Source organism: Bacillus sp. 95MFCvi2.1 (assembly GCF_000374965.1).
GTDB classification, from domain to species: Bacteria; Bacillota; Bacilli; order Bacillales; family Bacillaceae_G; genus Bacillus_A; species Bacillus_A pseudomycoides.
The window spans coordinates 50952-69689 of record NZ_KB895692.1; the positions used below are offsets into that span (position 1 = coordinate 50952).

At 35.2% G+C, this 18738-nt stretch carries 23 protein-coding genes and 1 riboswitch; of the genes, 4 read left to right on the forward strand and 19 right to left on the reverse strand.

Annotation, left to right across the window (positions count from 1 at the left end; genetic code table 11):
* Positions 1–86 precede the first annotated feature (86 nt).
* Positions 87–221, forward strand: coding sequence for a YpzI family protein (locus C568_RS32630; protein ID WP_003206535.1), 135 nt, complete (start codon positions 87–89; stop codon positions 219–221).
* A 53-nt stretch (positions 222–274) separates the two neighbouring features.
* Here C568_RS32630 and C568_RS0105800 read toward each other — a convergent pair whose 3' ends face one another.
* The 5 genes from C568_RS0105800 to C568_RS34605 all read right to left on the reverse strand — a co-directional run bounded on the left by C568_RS0105800 (position 275) and on the right by C568_RS34605 (position 4243).
* Positions 275–466, reverse strand: a complete 192-nt coding sequence (locus C568_RS0105800; protein ID WP_080740238.1) for a response regulator transcription factor — start codon at positions 464–466, stop codon at positions 275–277.
* A 226-nt stretch (positions 467–692) separates the two neighbouring features.
* Positions 693–1742 (reverse strand): type 2 isopentenyl-diphosphate Delta-isomerase, encoded by a 1050-nt coding sequence (gene fni, locus C568_RS0105810; protein WP_006094255.1) that lies wholly within the window; start codon positions 1740–1742, stop codon positions 693–695.
* 12 nt (positions 1743–1754) lie between these two features.
* Complete coding sequence (gene rpsA / locus C568_RS0105815; RefSeq protein ID WP_006094253.1) at positions 1755–2903, reverse strand: 30S ribosomal protein S1; 1149 nt, start codon at positions 2901–2903, stop codon at positions 1755–1757.
* Between the two features lie 355 nt (positions 2904–3258).
* Entirely contained in the window at positions 3259–3936 is a 678-nt protein-coding gene (gene cmk, locus C568_RS0105825) for a (d)CMP kinase (protein WP_006094252.1), read from the reverse strand.
* 133 nt (positions 3937–4069) lie between these two features.
* A complete protein-coding gene (locus C568_RS34605; protein WP_003196311.1) occupies positions 4070–4243 on the reverse strand; it encodes a DUF5359 family protein in 174 nt (57 codons plus the stop codon).
* 206 nt (positions 4244–4449) lie between these two features.
* On the opposite strand from C568_RS34605, the gene C568_RS0105835 reads away from it, so the two are divergent.
* A complete protein-coding gene (locus tag C568_RS0105835; RefSeq protein ID WP_003196313.1) occupies positions 4450–5424 on the forward strand; it encodes an asparaginase in 975 nt (324 codons plus the stop codon).
* A gap of 28 nt (positions 5425–5452) precedes the next feature.
* Here C568_RS0105835 and C568_RS0105840 read toward each other — a convergent pair whose 3' ends face one another.
* The 12 genes from C568_RS0105840 to C568_RS0105895 form a co-directional block, all read right to left on the reverse strand.
* Positions 5453–6436: a YpdA family putative bacillithiol disulfide reductase gene (locus C568_RS0105840; RefSeq protein ID WP_003206546.1), complete on the reverse strand. Its 984-nt coding sequence runs from the start codon at positions 6434–6436 to the stop codon at positions 5453–5455.
* 112 nt (positions 6437–6548) lie between these two features.
* A complete protein-coding gene (locus C568_RS0105845) occupies positions 6549–7079 on the reverse strand; it encodes a peptidoglycan recognition protein family protein (RefSeq protein ID WP_018764266.1) in 531 nt (176 codons plus the stop codon).
* A gap of 78 nt (positions 7080–7157) precedes the next feature.
* Positions 7158–7394 carry a DUF3961 domain-containing protein gene (locus C568_RS0105850; RefSeq protein ID WP_026008432.1) on the reverse strand — a complete coding sequence of 79 codons (237 nt, stop codon included), beginning with the start codon at positions 7392–7394 and terminating at the stop codon, positions 7158–7160.
* A 140-nt stretch (positions 7395–7534) separates the two neighbouring features.
* Positions 7535–7726 carry a hypothetical protein gene (locus tag C568_RS0105855; protein WP_018764265.1) on the reverse strand — a complete coding sequence of 64 codons (192 nt, stop codon included), beginning with the start codon at positions 7724–7726 and terminating at the stop codon, positions 7535–7537.
* Between the two features lie 124 nt (positions 7727–7850).
* Entirely contained in the window at positions 7851–9134 is a 1284-nt protein-coding gene (gudB, locus tag C568_RS0105860; protein ID WP_003196304.1) for an NAD-specific glutamate dehydrogenase, read from the reverse strand.
* A 259-nt stretch (positions 9135–9393) separates the two neighbouring features.
* Complete coding sequence (locus C568_RS0105865) at positions 9394–9996, reverse strand: genetic competence negative regulator (RefSeq protein ID WP_006094247.1); 603 nt, start codon at positions 9994–9996, stop codon at positions 9394–9396.
* Positions 9997–10073: 77 nt separating this feature from the next.
* Positions 10074–10973 (reverse strand): MerR family transcriptional regulator, encoded by a 900-nt coding sequence (locus tag C568_RS0105870; RefSeq protein ID WP_018764264.1) that lies wholly within the window; start codon positions 10971–10973, stop codon positions 10074–10076.
* 29 nt (positions 10974–11002) lie between these two features.
* Positions 11003–11776 (reverse strand): metallophosphoesterase, encoded by a 774-nt coding sequence (locus tag C568_RS0105875; RefSeq protein ID WP_006094245.1) that lies wholly within the window; start codon positions 11774–11776, stop codon positions 11003–11005.
* A 137-nt stretch (positions 11777–11913) separates the two neighbouring features.
* A complete protein-coding gene (locus tag C568_RS0105880) occupies positions 11914–12396 on the reverse strand; it encodes a LysM peptidoglycan-binding domain-containing protein (RefSeq protein ID WP_006094243.1) in 483 nt (160 codons plus the stop codon).
* 22 nt (positions 12397–12418) lie between these two features.
* Positions 12419–12982, reverse strand: a complete 564-nt coding sequence (locus tag C568_RS0105885) for a CPBP family intramembrane glutamic endopeptidase (RefSeq protein ID WP_018780991.1) — start codon at positions 12980–12982, stop codon at positions 12419–12421.
* Positions 12963–14510 carry a RecQ family ATP-dependent DNA helicase gene (locus C568_RS0105890; protein WP_018780992.1) on the reverse strand — a complete coding sequence of 516 codons (1548 nt, stop codon included), beginning with the start codon at positions 14508–14510 and terminating at the stop codon, positions 12963–12965. The genes C568_RS0105885 and C568_RS0105890 overlap by 20 nt, the downstream gene beginning before the upstream one ends.
* On the reverse strand, positions 14500–15561 hold the full coding sequence (locus C568_RS0105895) for a helix-turn-helix domain-containing protein (RefSeq protein WP_018764260.1): 1062 nt from the start codon (positions 15559–15561) through the stop codon (positions 14500–14502). Before C568_RS0105895 ends, C568_RS0105890 begins: the two co-directional genes overlap by 11 nt.
* Positions 15562–15880: 319 nt before the next feature.
* Here C568_RS0105895 and C568_RS0105900 point away from each other — a divergent pair, with 319 nt between their 5' ends.
* On the forward strand, positions 15881–16129 hold the full coding sequence (locus C568_RS0105900; RefSeq protein WP_003206564.1) for a ferredoxin: 249 nt from the start codon (positions 15881–15883) through the stop codon (positions 16127–16129).
* A 117-nt stretch (positions 16130–16246) separates the two neighbouring features.
* On the opposite strand, the gene C568_RS0105905 is transcribed toward C568_RS0105900, so the two are convergent.
* Positions 16247–16825, reverse strand: coding sequence for an ECF transporter S component (locus C568_RS0105905; protein WP_018764259.1), 579 nt, complete (start codon positions 16823–16825; stop codon positions 16247–16249).
* Between the two features lie 163 nt (positions 16826–16988).
* Positions 16989–17126, reverse strand: a riboswitch (FMN riboswitch).
* 266 nt (positions 17127–17392) lie between these two features.
* Between C568_RS0105905 and C568_RS0105915 the strand changes: the two genes are divergently transcribed.
* Positions 17393–18076 carry a hypothetical protein gene (locus tag C568_RS0105915; protein ID WP_018780993.1) on the forward strand — a complete coding sequence of 228 codons (684 nt, stop codon included), beginning with the start codon at positions 17393–17395 and terminating at the stop codon, positions 18074–18076.
* A gap of 29 nt (positions 18077–18105) precedes the next feature.
* Here the strand turns inward: C568_RS0105915 and C568_RS0105920 are convergent, their stop codons facing one another.
* Complete coding sequence (locus C568_RS0105920; RefSeq protein WP_018764256.1) at positions 18106–18720, reverse strand: peptidoglycan DD-metalloendopeptidase family protein; 615 nt, start codon at positions 18718–18720, stop codon at positions 18106–18108.
* Positions 18721–18738: the final 18 nt, after the last annotated feature.

Sequence of the window (18738 nt, forward strand, 5' to 3'; positions counted from 1 at the left end):
CTTTTTATGAAAACTAATCCTTTTCTTCTTTTTGCATAGTTTTTCTTATAACAGCAACACTTTCTATTAAGGAGGTGTAGATAACGATGGGAAAAGACCGCCAAGAAAAGAAACTAAAACAATCGCGCCGTGTCGAGTCTGACCGCGACCAATCGCTGCAATATCCTGGAGCAACTGGGCTTGATACACCAGAGCAAGCTCGCAAGCAAAATCAGCATTAAACAAAATGAAAAAACAGCCGACATCGGCTGTTTTTTCATTTTCCCACAATTCATTATGTTATTAATCCATGCTCCAACGCTTTCTTTATTGCTTCTACACGATTAGAAACTTGGAGCTTAGTATATATATTAATAATGTGTGTTTTAACCGTTGAAATTGAAATAAAGAGTTTCTCACCAATCTCTTTATTTGTCGCTCCAGTAGCTAGAACAATTAACACCTCTAATTCTCTCTGACTTAGCACTGTATTTGTTACTTCTTCACTTTTAAAGATAGTGCTTTAAAAGTTTCATAGCACTTCGTTACTTTATCCACTTCAATAATCTTATTCATTTCATCTTCCCCTTTCCTCTTCATTGTACGAGGCGGGTACATAAAAAAAATCAACCGAACGGTTGATTCTTTCGGTTGATTTTTTATTCTTATCTTATTCTGATTTATAAATAACCTGCAAAAAAACTTAAAAAACATTACCTATTGCTATAGCACGTCGTATCAATCCCACGTTGCGATAACCAATGATACGTGTCACCCTTCACAATAAGCGGCACTCGCTGAAGCTCAGAGAGTGTTCTCGCTCCAAGAGCCGTCATTATAAATTGTAAATCCGTATGTAAAAGTTCTATTTCATCCATTAATTTCTGGGTACCATCATTCATCAATATACGTAAAAAATACCCAGCAAAAGCAGTCGCCCGTGCCCCTAATGCAATTGCTTTTGCTACATCAAGCGCAGTTTGTATACCGCCAGATGCAATAAGAGAGAGGTTTTTATTTGTAGAGGATGCTTCTATGATCGAAGCTACCGTCTGAATGCCCCAATCATTAAAATAAGAAAGCATTCGCTTCCTTCGCTCATTTTCAACTGCAGCAAAATTTGTGCCACCATAACCACCAACATCTACAGCCGTAACACCAACATTAGTTAGCTGCTGTACCGTTTCTTTACTCATACCAAAACCTACTTCTTTTACTATAACTGGAACCGGAGAACTTGTAACAATTTGTTCAATCCGCTCTAATACGCCTGTAAAATCCCGATCACCTTCTGGCATCGTTAGTTCTTGAATGACATTCAAATGAATTTGCAAAGCATTCGCTTCAATCATATCAACCGCTCGTTTTGCCTGTTCAACGCTCGCTTCACTACCCAAATTTGCAAAAACGATTCCATTTGGATTTACCTTTCGAACAATTCGATAAGAAGATGCTTCTTTTTCATCTTTTAACGCAGCCATTTGAGAACCGACAGCCATCGCAAGGTTATGCTGCTTAGCCACGTGTGCTAACTGTTCATTAATATGTAATGTGTGATCTCCACCACCACCAGTCATCGCATTGATAAAAATCGGCGAACTTAATGAAAGTTCGCCGATTTCCGTTTCAAATGTAATGCTTTCATAACTTGAATTTGGCAAGCTTTGATGGACAAAAGCAATGTCATGAAAGCCATGTATACGAGACTGTCCGGTGGAAAGAGCGTATTCAATATGTTCTAATTTTCGTTTTGCCCTTACCACTTGTACCCCTCTTTATTTCTTTAATTTTTTCAGTTGTTCACCAATAATATCACTAAATTGGAAAGTTGCAGACTCAGAAGTCGGCTCATATTGGCTATAATCTTCTGTTTCATTATTTTCTTCAACAGCTTCTTTTATACTTAAAGAAATACGTTTTTCTGCTGCATGTACTTCAAGTACTTTCACTTTCACTTCTTGTCCCATTTCTAATACTTCATTTGGATTTTTCACGTGACGATTTGCAATTTGCGATACATGCACAAGTCCTTCTACACCTGGTAAAATTTCAACGAAAGCACCAAATGTAACAATTCGTTTCACTATACCTTCTCGAATATCACCCGCTTTAACTTCAGCAGAAACGTTTTCCCAAGGTCCTGGCTGAGCCGCTTTAATCGATAAAGAAATACGCTGCGTATCTGCATCAACCGATAATACTTTGACTTTTACACTTTGTCCTTGTGTTAACACATCAGAAGGCTGTTCAACGCGGTCATGAGAAATTTGTGAAATGTGTACTAAACCATCTACATTACCAACATTCACAAAAGCACCAAAGTCAGTTAATCGTTGAACTGTACCTTCCACAACGTCTCCTTCTTTTAAAGAAGAAATCGCTTCTTTTTTCTTTGATTCTAATTCCTGTTCTACAACTGCTTTATGTGAAAGAATAACACGATTTTTTTCACGATCTAATTCAACAATTTTCACCGCTAATGTTTTTCCTTTATAATCAGTAAAATCTTCTACATAGTGCATTTCTACAAGTGAAGCTGGAATAAATCCACGGACACCAAGATCCACAACTAAACCACCATTCACAATATCTTTTACAGTAACATCAAAAACTTCACCTGAAGTGAATTTTTCTTGCAACTCTACCCATGCTTTTTCTGCATCAACAGCACGTTTCGATAATACAAGATCATCATCTTCTAATTTAATAACTTTTAATTCAAGATTTTGATCTAATTTTACAACATCGCTCGCTTTTTCAATATGAACGTTAGCTAATTCACTAATCGGAATAACGCCATCTGTTTTGTATCCAACATTTACAAGAACTTGTTTTTCTTCAACCTTTGTTACAGAACCTGTAACAACGTCACCCACTTGTAATGCTTTTGAATCCACAACTTCTTCATTCATTTTTTCTACCATGGAAATACCTCCCTACAGAATTGACAAAGCTTTTTTATGTATATACGAAATGAAAACAAATGTTTTCATTTGCATGTTATAAGAAATTTTTAGCATATACTCGCTTCCAATACATACAACAACCTATTTTTTGCTATACACTTCATAGAAGATATAGAAGCCTATATAAATAGTATACAGCAAAATCTCCTTGAATAAAGTATGTTTTAAAATATAATAGCGAATATATTCTGACAGTTTCTCTTCTTTTACTAACTTCTTACAAATTGACTTATTTGTCAAGGGAAGTGTTTCACTATTCTCTGTTATACTAATATTTTTAAAATAAAAAAAAGAAAGAGGATTCCCTCTTTCTTTATTTTGCAAACGCTCCAGAAACAATATCCATGATTTTTTGGACAACTTCTTCAATTGATAAAGAAGTTGTGTCTAACTCCAATGCATCATCCGCTTTTTTTAACGGAGAAACTTCGCGCTCTGAATCTAATTTATCACGCTTGGCAATTTCTTTTTTCAATTGCTCCAAACTAGAAGCGAAGCCTTTCTTCGCATTTTCAAGGTGTCTACGCTCCGCTCTCTCTTGAACAGAAGCAAGCATAAAAATCTTCACTTCCGCATTAGGTAGCACATGCGTACCAATATCACGACCATCCATTACCACCCCGCCCTTTTCTGCTAGAGCTTGTTGGCGGCGCACCATCTCTTCGCGAACAAGACGATGCTTGGCAACAATTGATACGCGATTTGTTACATTCGGTGTACGAATCGCTTCAGATACATCCTTGCCGTTTAAGAAAACTAGTTGTGTATTTTCACCTTGCTGAAAATCAATATTCACATTTTTTAAAACTTCCATTAAACTTTCTTCATTTTCAATATCTACATTTTGTTCCAGAGCAGCGTATGTAAGCGTACGATACATTGCACCTGTGTCAATATAGACATAAGAAAGTTCTTTCGCAACAACCTTTGCAACTGTGCTTTTTCCAGCAGCTGCTGGACCATCTATCGCAATTGAAATTCGTTTATCCACTGTAACACCTCATTTTTTTCACTTATAAAACAAAATGAAAAGCAGGTACAAATCCCCTGCTTCTCTACGCTTGTTTCATACCGATTAAACCCTCAATTATTGTAGCACAATCCTTACTAGAAGAAAATGAAAACTACTTATTGACTTGTAAAATATCAGTTATATTTTCACTTGTAACTCCTTCATAATAAACGATTTTTGATAAATATTTCACTGTGGATTCTTGCATGAAAAGCAATTGAATAATGCAGAGACAAATAAATTGAATCAATAATATACGAATTAAAGCTCCCTCAATTTTTTTCAAAGAAATATCCTCTTTTCATTTTTCTCACTCATTCTAACAACTCACGATAAAAAAATTAAGAATCCATTCCCTTCAATTATTTCCAAAATAAAGTAGTCAACTTTATTTTCATTTCTAATACAAACTTTTATACATTTCCATTGTCGAATCTAGTAAAAACATGGTATGTTCTAAATGTATTTTTTGACTAGAAAGGGGTATAAGCATTGAAAAAAATCCTAGTTTTACACACAGGTGGAACAATCGCAATGGAAGAAGATAAAGAAACTGGGGTTGTACAACCAGGGGAACAAAATCCTCTTTTAAAATTCATTCCAAATTTAGCGGATGATATTGATTTAATCGTTGAAGATGTCTTTCATCTTCCATCTCCTCATATGACTCCTAGCGAGATGTTACAATTACAAATCATCATTGACGAAAGAGTAAAACATGAAGATATCCATGGCGTTGTCATTACACATGGTACAGATACATTAGAGGAAACTGCATACTTTTTAGATTTAACTGTACAAGCGAACATTCCAATCGTTGTAACAGGTGCAATGCGCTCTAGCAATGAATTGGGTGCTGACGGTTTATATAACTTTTTATCAGCTGTAAAGGTTGCAAGTAGCAGCGAAGCGCTTGGAAAAGGTGTTCTTGTCGTGTTAAACGACGAAATTCACTGTGCAACAAATGTAACAAAAACACATACAAGTAATGTTGCAACATTCCAAAGCCCTCAATACGGACCAATCGGTATGGTGACAAAACGCGGCGTTGTCTTCCATCACGCTCTCGTAAATCATGAAACATACATGATTGGGCAAATTTCTAAAAATGTTGTTGTGTTAAAGGCATACGCTGGTATGGATGATACATTATTAGCAGCAATTGAAAACCTACCGGTCGATGGGATTGTAATCGAAGCACTTGGTCAAGGTAATTTACCACCACGAACGCTTTCTAGTTTACAACGCTTAATAATTAAAGGGATTCCAATTGTTCTCGTTTCTCGCTGCTTTAATGGAATTGTCCAAGACGTATATTCCTATGAGGGTGGAGGAAAACAATTAAAAGATATGGGAATTGTTTTCACATACGGTTTAAATGCCCAAAAAGCTCGTATTAAACTACTTGTTGCTTTAGAATGTACTCATTCTCAAGATAAAATCCAACAAATGTTTATGCACGATTAAAAAATAAGCTGTCGAAAAATTCGACAGCTTATTTTTGTTCTCTTGATACAACTGTTTGTGTAATTGCTCCACCATGAAATCTTCCATTCTCAATAAAAATTTCATTCGCATTATTTCCAGCTGCAATAACACCCGCAATAAAGATATTCTCCACATTCGTTTCCATTGTTTCTTCTGTAAATATCGGACGCCCTGTTTCTTTATCAATTTCTACTCCCATTTTTGTTAGGAAACTATGATCCGGGTGGTATCCCGTCATCGCAAATACAAAGTCATTTTGAATTGTAAATAACTCTCCGTTGCTTGTATACGTAAGCGTATGTTCGGTAATTTCTTTTACGTGAGCATGAAACTGCATTTGAATCGTACCATTACGTACTAACGCTTCAAATTCAGGTAAAATCCACGGCTTAATACTCTGCGAATATTCTCCCCCGCGATATAACACCGTTACACGTGCTCCAGCTTTTACAAGTTCTAACGCAGCATCTACACTTGAATTTTTCCCTCCTATTACAACTACATCTCGGTCAAAATAAGGATGTCCCTCTTTAAAATAATGAGATACTTTCTCCAATTTTTCTCCAGGAACGTTCATATAGTTTGGATTATCATAATATCCCGTTGCCACTACGATATATTTCGCAGCGTATGTTTCCGTATTTCCATCACGCTTCGTCGTACTTACTCTAAAGAAGTTCCCATCCTTTTGCACTTGTTCTACGCGTTCAAATGCATTTACTCGCACACCTTTACGCTTTACCACTTCACGATAGTACGCAAGCGCTTGATTACGAACTGGTTTGCGGTTTTCTGTAATAAAAGCAACATCACCAATCTCTAACTTTTCACTAGAGGAAAAAAACGTTTGATGAGTCGGATAATGATAAATCGCATTCACAATATTTCCTTTTTCAATTACTAGTGGATTGATTCCCTGTTGCTGCAGTGAAATCGCTGCTGCTAATCCACACGGTCCGCCCCCGATTATAATAGCTGTTTCTTTTTGCATACTCGGTTCACTCCTAGTCTTCTGCCTCAATCTCTATTTATTACAAAACAAGAAAAAACCTACTTTCAGCAGTAGGCACCTATCTTTATTGTATTCATTTTTCATATATTTGTCATCTAAACGATACGTACATTCGATAGACGTCCGCTAAAAATTGCCTAAATCGTATTCCTTGTTGTCCCAATACATTTTCTGGATCAATCTTCCTCGTAGGATCAAGTGTTTTATGAGATACAATATCCTTTTTAGGATTTAAATTGAATGTATGACATAAATAAGCATGGTACCATGTAAACCGCGTGTAAGAATCCCAAAAGTTAACATTACCTCCATAACACATTTCAACACCAATTGCTGCTTTGTTCGCATCATAACCAAACAAATCATTGTCTGTTGGTACATTATATCTTACATGATACGCTACCTCATCAATTGGGATAATTTCTAAAATGGTTGTATCATCTATAAAAGTATGCGCCGATGCTTTCGGTTGTATTTCGTTAAAGTAATCTCGATTTCCTATCGCATTGCTGCCAGGATTCCCCGTATCATGGCTTACAATGAACCTCACCTTCGAAAGGCGGATTCCTGGTCGGGAGCTTCCGTACCCAATATAATTTCGCTCTATAGGGAACATCACCATGTCTATCAACTCCGCTCTAGAAAATTACCTTTCTTCTTTATATATGTATTCAACCTCGATATCTATATAGCACATTTCTTACACAAAGAGAAAATCAAAAATATTCGAAGTAAATACCATAAATAATAAAATACTTACAGCCGTTCCATAAAACCCATAAAACCAAACACAGTCTTCTTTTGTATCTAAACCGAAAAATTTATTTACGGATTGTAACAAAGAGGAACGTTTTACATGTTTTTTTCGTAAAACCTCTACCCGTTCCATAACATCTGTTGGCATCATAAATCTTTGGTCTGCTGTCATTTTCATTATTAATCTCTCCTTATCTTGTTTCCGTTTTGTTTATCTAAAGAGAGTATAGCACAAGTGTTCTGTTGGAACAAGTGTTCTTTTTTATTTTTTGTAATCGATCATCCACTTTTAACAATATTACACCTATTAACAGTAATTATTTAACCGAACCACTTTAAAAGTAATATTATAATTCCCCAGACGATAGCTATCACTGGCCCAACAATACATACTCCAAACAACAAAGACATAATTCCTTCTCCAAATATTTGCAGTACACTCGCCCTTTCACTAGAATTCCTTTTCTTTAACCTTTCTTCTAAATATACGATTCTCTTTTCCAATTCATCCACTCACTCACATCAATCTTCATTTGCAATTTTATCTCCACCTTTTCTATGATCCTTATTATGTACTTCAATAAAAAAACGTGGTTTCCTTGAAGGAAACCACGTTCTCTCTAAACTCTTTATTCTATTATACCCAGCCTCTAAAGCGGCTAGCTTCTGCCATTTTACGTACACCAACCATATAGGCTGCTAAACGCATGTTTACTTTACGAACTTGTGATGTTTCGTAAATAGAATCGAATGATCTTACCATTACTTTTTCTAAACGTTGTTCTACTTCTTCTTCTGACCAGTAGTAACCTTGGTTATTTTGCACCCATTCGAAGTAAGATACAGTAACACCACCAGCACTTGCTAATACATCAGGAACAAGTAAAATACCGCGTTCTGTTAAAATTTTAGTTGCTTCTAATGTAGTTGGACCATTTGCTGCTTCTACAACAATTTTCGCTTTAATATCCGCAGCATTCTCTTCTGTAATTTGGTTCTCGATTGCAGCTGGAACTAAAATATCACAATCAAGTTCTAATAGCTCTTTGTTTGAAATTGTATTGTTGAACAATTTCGTTACTGTTCCGAAGCTGTCACGACGATCTAGTAAGTAGTCGATATCCAATCCATTTGGATCATGTAGTGCACCGTAAGCATCAGAAATCGCAATTACTTTTGCACCAGCATCATGCATAAATTTAGCTAAGAAGCTACCAGCGTTCCCAAACCCTTGGACAACAACGCGAGCGCCTTTAATATCGATACCGCGTTTTTTCGCAGCTTCGCGAATACAGATTGTTACACCTTTTGCAGTTGCTGTTTCACGCCCATGAGATCCACCTAATACAAGCGGTTTCCCTGTAATAAATCCAGGCGAATTAAATTCATCGATGCGGCTATATTCATCCATCATCCATGCCATAATTTGTGAGTTTGTAAATACATCTGGAGCAGGAATATCTTTTGTTGGACCAACAATTTGGCTAATTGCTCGTACATATCCACGGCTTAATCTTTCTAATTCACGGAAAGACATTTCACGTGGATCACAAATGATACCACCTTTACCTCCACCATATGGTAAATCAACAATACCACATTTTAAACTCATCCAAATAGAAAGTGCTTTCACTTCGTTTTCTGTTACGTTTGGATGGAAGCGAATTCCACCTTTCGTTGGACCAACAGCATCATTGTGCTGTGCGCGATATCCTGTAAATATTTTAACAGTCCCGTCATCCATACGAACTGGAATTTTCACTGTCATCATACGAATTGGTTCTTTCAGTAATTCATATACCTCGTTTGGATAACCCAACTTTTCTAGGGCTTCGTTAATAACAATTTGTGTTGAATTCAACAATTCAAAATGTTGCTCCCTTTGTTGTGTTTGTGTTTGAGCTCCCTTTTCGGCTACCATAGTAAGTAAACCCCCTGTAATTTCACTTGTTTAGTAAACCTTCATTGCCTAGTATACACCGTTAAATTTGGAATGCAATAGAAAACGCTAACAAATGTATACAAACTATTCTTTATTGCAAGCGTTTTCACTATTATTATAGTCCTTTTATCGCTTTTAGAAAAGTAAAATACTTAAATATTTAAATGTTTTTTATATCACAATGTATTTTAGTCTATCTAATATCGCAAAATACTAACAAAACCTCAAGCTATTTCTACTAGCTGAGGTTTTGTTTTAAGACAAAATACTTGTATATTTGCTGAATTGCTTGAGAATCCATTAATTCTTTTCCATATTCCATAATACGATAAATTGTTGCTGTAGAAGAATTACCGTATTCTGCCAAAATCGCAATAATATCTGCCTTTAATAATGGTGTTTCTTCTTCCATCCAAAGATAAAAACGCCCATCCCATGTGTAGAGTTTCCCTCCGGTTACACCGAGATTATACAAACGATTTGCCAACGTAATCACATCTTCAAACGTTGCAAATTCATACAATATATGTTCACTCTCATCTAGAGTTACTTGCATCTCGATAAACTCATCACGAAACTCATCTTCTGTATCGGTTTCGTGATTTTCTTTTGTGACAATTACAACCATTCCTTGTGCTTGTAAAGAAAAAACTTCAACCGCAATTGGACCATCCGCTTCAAATCCAAGTTCTTTATTTGCTTCTTGCATCATATCGCGAAATAATTGTTGCACTTTCGGAGCATTTTTCCATAAATCCTCCTTCGTCAATCCTCGCTCAGATAAATCGTCAAACGTTAGGAAAATTTTGATTTTATTATAATTTAAACGTTCCAGCCTCATCTTGTAACCTCCCTACGTAACCATTGTATCTAATTTTTATTATATGAAATAGAAAATAGATGGTTCTTTTCGAACAACTATTCCGACGTATTTAACCATTTATCCCATTCTTTTTTTGTATCACCAACGAACACATTTTGAAGTCCAATCTTGTCTTCATCTGAAACAAACTGACTTGCAAATCCAACAAGCCCTATGCAGATCTTTGAATTCTGACTTTGCAACTTCTTAATCAAATTTAGTGCGCCTTTCAAATATCGCTCTTTTGAACATGATATAAACACATATTTGGGTGCAAATTGCTTAATAACTGTATGAATCTCATCTTCCTCTAGGCCTGTCCCAAAATATGTTGCTTGATAGCCTTTCAAACGTAAATATATTGTGAAAACAAAAAGGTTTAATGTATTCAATTCTCCTGGTGCGCATATAGCCAAAGCTTTTGGCAAAATAAAATTAGTATGCGTATTATGATAAATCATTCCAATGCGTGAACATAAAAATGAATCTATATACCGCTCTTGTACAGCTGTTATCTCATCATTTCTCCGCATAGTCTCCAATTTATCAATAATCTTAACAAATATATGAGTGATTACTTTTTCTGTTGTATAAATAACAAATGCCTCGTTTAATAATTCACGGGCATGCTTTTCATCAAATTTTAACAAATAATGAAGGATATCGTCTACTAAAAACACTTCTGTACTGTACGCTACTTCAACTAAATTGTGATTTTGCAATCGATTGCTCTCTAATAACTGGACTGCTTGACCAATCGTAAATCCTTCATTCACTTTATACATTAACCATTTTAAAATTCTCACATGCTCTTCTGTATATAGGCGATGCCCAGCATCATTGCGCTTTGGAGCAATAATATGATATCGTCTCTCCCAAGCCCGCAGCGTACTCGGCTGAATTCCAAGCATATTCGAAACAGCTTTTATATTATATTTCCCTTTTAAAGTTGGCATGTTTTTCCCACCTTTAAACCGAACATCTCTTATTTTTTTCCTTGCAACGTAATTAAGTGCGTTTGGGCTGGAGCTCGAAAACGTAGTGGTATCAATGTCGTTCCATACCCATTACTCACAAATAAAGTTGTATTCGGATACTTATATACGCCGCCTTTTAGATATCGTTTAAAATGAAATAGACGAATTTGTCCCCCATGGGTATGACCACTTAATACGAGGGAAATTTGTTCTTGTCCAGACATTTTGTTTACAATAACAGGATTGTGACTAATAAGAATACGAAAGCCATTTTCTTGACAATCTGCTAGTGCCAAGTCTAAACGATCCCGTTCTAATCCAACATCATCCACCCCTAATAAGCAAAGCTTGTCGCCAGAATCTGATTCAAACAGCACTCTTGTATTATCTAAAATTTTCACACCATGTTCTAGTAATAACGCATCTAGTTCATGATAGTCAATTTCATAATCATTATTTCCCCATACAAAATATATAGGACCAATTTTACTTAATGTTTGAACATTAGCAGCAATTTGTGATAACGATACACCTTTCTCAGCTAAATCACCGCCAATAATAACAAAATCAGCTTTTCCTTTTACATTTTCAATTAAAGAAGGCGAAACAATTCTCCTATGAATATCTGAAATGAAAAATATCCTGACCTTTCCAAAGCTTTCCGGGAAATTTACAAATGATAAAGTGTGTTCTAGCAATGTATTACGCAATGCTTCTCTATACATCATAAAAAGACAAATAAAGCCAATACATATGAACGTGCCACCTAAAATCCACAACATATATTTTTCTCAACTTCCCTCTCAACAAAATGTAATTTTATCAAGCTATATTGCAATAAAGATGAATAAAATCTCATCCGATACAAAAGACTTCATTCACCTTTTCAATCACTCATATAACCATTATTTTACAGATACTATTCCTTCTCCGTTTTCTTTTTGACAGGAATTTTCAATTCTTTTCCCACTTCTAACTGATTGTCTTGTAAATTGTTATAGCGTTTAATGATTGTAGCCCCATCTTCATTGGGAAAATACTGTTTCCCAATACTTTCAAATGTCTCACCTGCTTTTACAATATGCGTTTCAAATTTTTCTGGCTGCTTCTTTTTTCCTTCGCCATGTTTATTTGAATCGAAAAAAATCACTTCAAACGCATTTGTTCCAGGGACATCATTCTCTTTTGCACTTTTTACTTCGATATACTTATCCGTATACCATAAAATACTAAGTGGTAACAAAATAAATAAAAATGTTAAAACTCGAACAAAAAAGTGGTTAATCTTAAATTTAGATTTTTTCTTTTCTTTATTTCTATGAACCTCACTTCGCGGCGGTAAACCTTCTTCTGTTTGCTCTTCTTCCAATTCTTCTTCAAAATCGGGAATTTGTTTCCTCATGCTGTTCACCACCACCTTTCATTTATTTTCTTAATTGAAGTCCCATTATAAAATCAACAAGAAAGTGTGCAAAAATTGTTATAAACAAATTTCCTGTCCATTGAAACACATATCCAAATACAAAACTAATCATACATACAAAGCAAAATAAGAATGGCTTCATCACATATCGAATATGTAAAACAGCAAAAATAAGGCTAGCAATTACAAGTCCGAAATGCGTCTGTAACACACCCCGAAATAAAAATTCTTCAGCAAATCCAATAACAAACGTAATAACTAATAATTGTATAACAGAAATCCCTTGGAACATCCGCTCATTAATTCCACCATCATCAAACCACGATTCTGGGAACACTTGCATTGCAATATAATCAAATAAGATGACACCACCCGCAACTCCACTACCTATTATAAGGATGGAAACAGGTTCCCATTTCCACAAATCATAAAATTCATTCCTATTTGGAAATAATATATAGGCTAATGCGCAGCCAACACCTATAATTATTAATTGTGTTATATAGAGGTTAAGCCGTATTTCTTTCGGACCTATGTCTTCAATACTACGCCTTTGAATGTCCATCATTCCTCCGTTCTCTCATACCAAAGAGCAATTGTAACTCCGCTTCCCAATTATAGTCGAAAATTGATTGTCTTGCTCGTCTTTTTTTATAATCTTCTTTGGAAATACCGCAGTAGTCACAGCAGTTTTTTACCTCAGCTTCCTTCTTATATCCAAATTGATGTAGCATTTGTTCCCGTCTACACCCTTTAAACTGGAGCCACGATTTCATATTTTCTAATTGCCTATATTTATTCCGAAGACGCCCGTCCACTTCTAACATCAATTTTTTCATTTTCTCATCTGACAAGGATTCCATAATGAGCTTCTTCTGTTGTATGATTTTCATCTTTTCTAAATGATAACGTACAAAACGCCAATGCTGCTCACTAAACCTTGCGGCATTATAACAAATTTCTTCCACATCTTCCATTGGCAATACTTTCGTTTGGAACATCTTCTCTTGTAGTAAGGAAAATAAAAATTGAATTTGCTGTTTATTTGGTAATTCATCCTCAATGATAGAAACTGGTAGATCATGATCCAATGGACTACAAAGTAGAATCGCAATACTCATCTCTCCATCTCTTCCCGCTCTACCGATTTCTTGTAAATAAGAAGCAATATTTGCTGGATAATGAAAATGAATAATATATCTTGTATTCGGCTTGTTTACCCCCATACCAAATGCACTTGTACATATAACAAGCTGCAGTTGATCATTCATAAATTGTTGCTGAATTAACATCCGCTCTTCATGTTCCATTCCACCATGATAAAATGCAACATCTGCTATACCTTTACTCCTTAAATATTCTGTCAGGCGCTCCGTCCAAGCCCTGCTAGAACAATAAATAATTCCTGGTCCTTGTAAATAAGTAACTTGCGTGAGAAGCGCTTCCTTTTTTTCTTCTATTGTTTGTACAAATTGTACTTCCATTGCAATATTTGGACGATCAATCGAATACACATGCTCTGCTACATTCGTAAGTTTTAAACTTTTTATAATATCTTGTAATACTTCTTTTGTTGCAGTAGCTGTTAATGCTAATACCGGAGGATGTCCAATAGCCGCTATAACTTGATCTAATTTTTTATAGTCTGTTCGAAAATCGTAACCCCATTGCGAAATACAATGTGCTTCATCAACGACAAATAGCGAAATATGAATCTTTTTTAGTTCTCTTATTATTGCTTCAGTTTGCAGCATTTCAGGCGAGACAAAGACAAATTTATAAGAAGATAATCTTTTTATCGCTTCTTTTTTCTCAGTTAATGTACGGAAACTATTAAACGCAATCACACGATCCTTTACTATATATTTAAGCTGCGCTACCTGATCTTCCATTAAGGATAGTAATGGAGAAACAATCAGTACTGTTCCATCTCGCATAAGACCTGGAAGTTGATAGCACATTGATTTTCCTCTTCCAGTTGGAAGCATCGCCACAACATCTTTTCCTTGCAACAAATCCACAATAACATCTTTCTGTCCTTGACGAAATTCGTTATAACCAAACCACTTATACAGATAATCCTCAAGTCTCATTTACACCCTCCATCTGTGCTAACACAAGACGAATTTCAAAATAAGAAACTGTTTCTCCTACCGCTTGCTTTAATACACGCAACTTACGTGTTTGTAATGTTTCAATAATGCGCTGCACATGCTTAATTTTATTTTTCCCCATGAACATTTCAATAGAAAAATCTCGTTCTCGTAATGCAATTTCAACAAAATGATCCTCTATTGTTGCAACCTTTAAATTTCTAATCGTTGCAATTTCATCTAAAGAGAGCCCTTGTCTCCAAAGCTGATATGTTTTCTGCGTGGATAAACTAAACAAATCTGCCCTTTCATTCGGATAAGAAATAATTTTTGTTAATAACGGAAACTCTTTTTCATTCTCTCGAACAGATTGAATAAAGAAATGAATGGTACCCCAAAATAAGAGATAGATGCGAAATACATCTTGATTTGTAATTTCTGCAAGTTGTTTTAATGTATATCCAATCCGTTCATACCCAGTTAGTCGATATGTAAAAATCGTTGCTTCTATTGGCAAAGTATCTTTCAACAGCATATGTATCTCTTTCCACAAACCTGCCGCAAGTTCACTTCTTGTATACGGTATCCCGATGAGGAACTGCTTGACCCACATCATGATCTCTGTATCTTGTTGAATAGGAATAAATTTCGCATTTTGCTGTTGTAAATTTGACACAGTTTGAATAATTAATGAAAGTCGTTTCCAAAAAAGCTCGCCAAGATCACCATAGTGTAAACCATGTAAATACTGTGGAAAAGAAAGTGTTTTTTTCCAAGTTTCCAGTTGTTCCTTTCCAGCATCAGTTAAAATGTACGTATTTTCATGTACATTCTGAATCCATTCTTTATGCAATACATGTTCAATTTCCTGATCATAATCAGAACGTTGTAATGATTTGTATATTCCAAAAAGAAAAGAAATGTGAAATATATTTCCGTCTTGTAGTGTTTGTGAAGAACGTTTTCCTTTTAAAAGGTGATAAATGGAAGAAACAGTTCGTTCACCATTTAATTGTTTTATGCAATATAGTAAAGTATATTGTAACTGCATCACCGCTTCCACCTTTCAATTACATTTATCCCGCTATTTGCTGACAGTAAAAGCCCGATTGGTGAAAGCTTTCTATCGATAGGGATGAAGAGAACCCCACTGATAGAAGTTTCACTTTATATTTTCTATTGTATCAAACTGTACAGCATTTAGGCATTTTGAAAATCTTGTGAAATAAATCAAAAATAAGTTGACACTCTAATTGATAAGCATTATCATTATAATTTTATGTTGAAAAGTTTGAAAAACCGTTTTACAATAAGGTTATAATTTTTATAGCGAATATTTTCACATACATATTATCAGGAGGGAAAAGAATATGGCAAAATATACAATTGTTGATAAAGACACTTGCATCGCATGCGGAGCTTGCGGAGCTGCTGCACCAGACATTTATGATTACGATGATGAAGGTATTGCATTTGTAACATTAGATGATAACCAAGGTATCGTTGAAATTCCAGATGTATTAATTGACGACATGATGGACGCATTTGAAGGTTGTCCAACTGACTCAATTAAAGTTGCTGACGAATCATTCGATGGCGACGCTTTAAAATTCGAATAGTCTTTTTATTAACTTCAAAAAATCCCCCTCATTTTATGAGGGGGATTTTTTGTTATTCATCTAACTTACAATTTAAAAAGCCATCAGCGATATCCTCTCCTCTGATGGCCAAAATTTCTATGCATTTTTCATTTTTGCAAATACCCATACTTTTAAACGTGAAAACAGCGCTACAAACACAACTGTTACAACAATTCCTTTAATTAAATTAAATGGTAGAATTGCCGCTACAATCATTTGTCGCATACCACTGCTAGACATAGCAGGCTGATTTAAAAACCAAGTGTACGCTGGTAAAATAATGAAATAATTTAACACACTCATAATGATAGACATAGCAACCGTTCCTAACATTAACCCTGTTGTTAAACTTTTTACTGTGCGATGCTTACGAAATAAGAATGCCGCTGGACCAATAAATAGACATCCCGCAATGAAATTAGCTACCTCTCCAACCGGAACTCCGGTTAAACTTCCTTGAATCCCATAGTGAAGGATATTTTTTATCCCTTCTACAACTACACCTGCAATCGGACTAAAAATAATCGCTGCAATTAAAGCTGGCACATCACTAAAGTCAATTTTTAAAAATGGCGGAAGTCCTGGAAATGGAAAATCCAACATCATAAGCAAATACGCAATACTACTAAGCATCGCTACACTCACCATTTGTACTACATTGTTTTTTTGTTTCATCATTCTCTCTCCTTTTCCATCGATCATCTCATGGAAAGTGGAAAGGTTCTGCTATGCCTATTTTTTCATGATACGAAAAAACCCTTTGTGGTTTACACAAAGGGAGAATTTTTAGGCACATCAAACAGACGTTCAAAGAGCTATCTTTTTTGAACGCTTGAACCTCCATCTTCTCCCATCCAGACTGTACTGTCGGCTTTGGAATCTCACCAAATCCTGCCTTAACGGCTCGCGGGCTTAGAACGAAAAGCAACTGTTCATCACCGCCGGTCGGGATTTTCACCCTGCCCCGAAGATAGACCGATATTCTATTTTCTTCACCATTATACAACAACATCATACAGTTGTGAATAAAAATGTTTATAACTTACGAATAGTAAGCATCGTTCTATATAAGATTTGTCTTATTAATACTCAATAAAAAAGCTATCGAATTATTTGACAACACAATCCATATTTTTTACAATCTGACTTTTTCCTGCGTAATTCCCTAGTCATTCATACAGAAAAGTGATAAGATGTTGAATTGTTAAGATAAGAGCATTTTCTTAATACGGAGGAAATGTCATGAAGAAAGAAAAAAGACACTCTATTCAAGAAACGATGAAAAAAAACTTAAGAAAAGAATACTTTTATTTAAAAAAGGAATTACTTTTCTACTGTCCAATTGATTTAGGCACATTTTCAAGAGAAACATACTATGCTACTTTTGACAAAGAAGGAATTAGTGTATATCAGTATGATAAAACAACAGAAAGTAAACTAAAGCTACGCGAGCGTCATCTGTGGAAAAGTTGGGATAAAGTGAAAATTGATCACTATTTAACAACATCACAATTTGTTTTCCAAGGAAAACGAAATTGGATTCTCTCTCTCTTTCATAAAGGGAAAGAGGCCCAAAAAATAATTAAAGAACATACTTCTTTACAAACAGAAGTTGTTTCCCGATCCTTTTTGAAAAAGCTTCCTGGTTTTCGTTCCAATACAATTTTAAACAAATATATAGGCAGCATTTGTTATACAGCACTTATTGCATTTTTATTAAAGTGGATAATTCCATTTCAAGTACAAGTTGCCTTGTATTCGTTTTCTATCGGCTGTATGCTCCTTGGTCTACTTTGCTTTACAATTGGACTAATCGAACCAACCATTGTATTATTTCGAACGAAGGAAAAAACAAGGACAAAGGTCTTTTATTATTATAGCTATTTAGCCATTTCTGGATTTATATGTGTCTTTATTTTTTGGTAAAAAAAGAGCTAGTCCTACTAGCCCTTTTTTTAATTCATATATAATTTTTGATTTGGATAAATTCGATCTTGTTGTAATGCATTTTTTACTTTTATCTCATGAACAGTCATGCCAAACTTACGGGCAATACTGACCAATGTATCCCCTTTTTGCACAATATACATCGATGATGAAACCACTTGATCCCTTTCTTCATTTAAAACAAACAATGGATTCATTGCATTTCTTTTCCCAAATGTCCAAGCACCTTTATGAACTTCTAAGTGCAGATGTGCACCTCGTGATTCACCTGTGTTTCCCACTTCACCAATTACCTCACCTCTTGTAATATGATTCCCTTGAAATACATATCTCTTATTTAGATGGGCGTAAACGGCCTCATATTCTCCATGCTTAATAAACACTACATTTCCATAACTATTTGAAAAATAGGATTTTGTCACCGTTCCACCTCGAATAGCTGCAATCGGTGTTCCGATTGGAGCAGCTATATCAATACCATAGTGTTTTCCATTTCTTGTTCCAAAATAGTCACTAATTCTTCCATCTACCGGCCATGTCCATCGTCCGTCCTCAGCATAACCATATAATTGAGAACTAAAAAACAATCCAAAGACAAGTATCCCGACTTTTAAGCCTTTCATATACATCCTCCGTTTTTT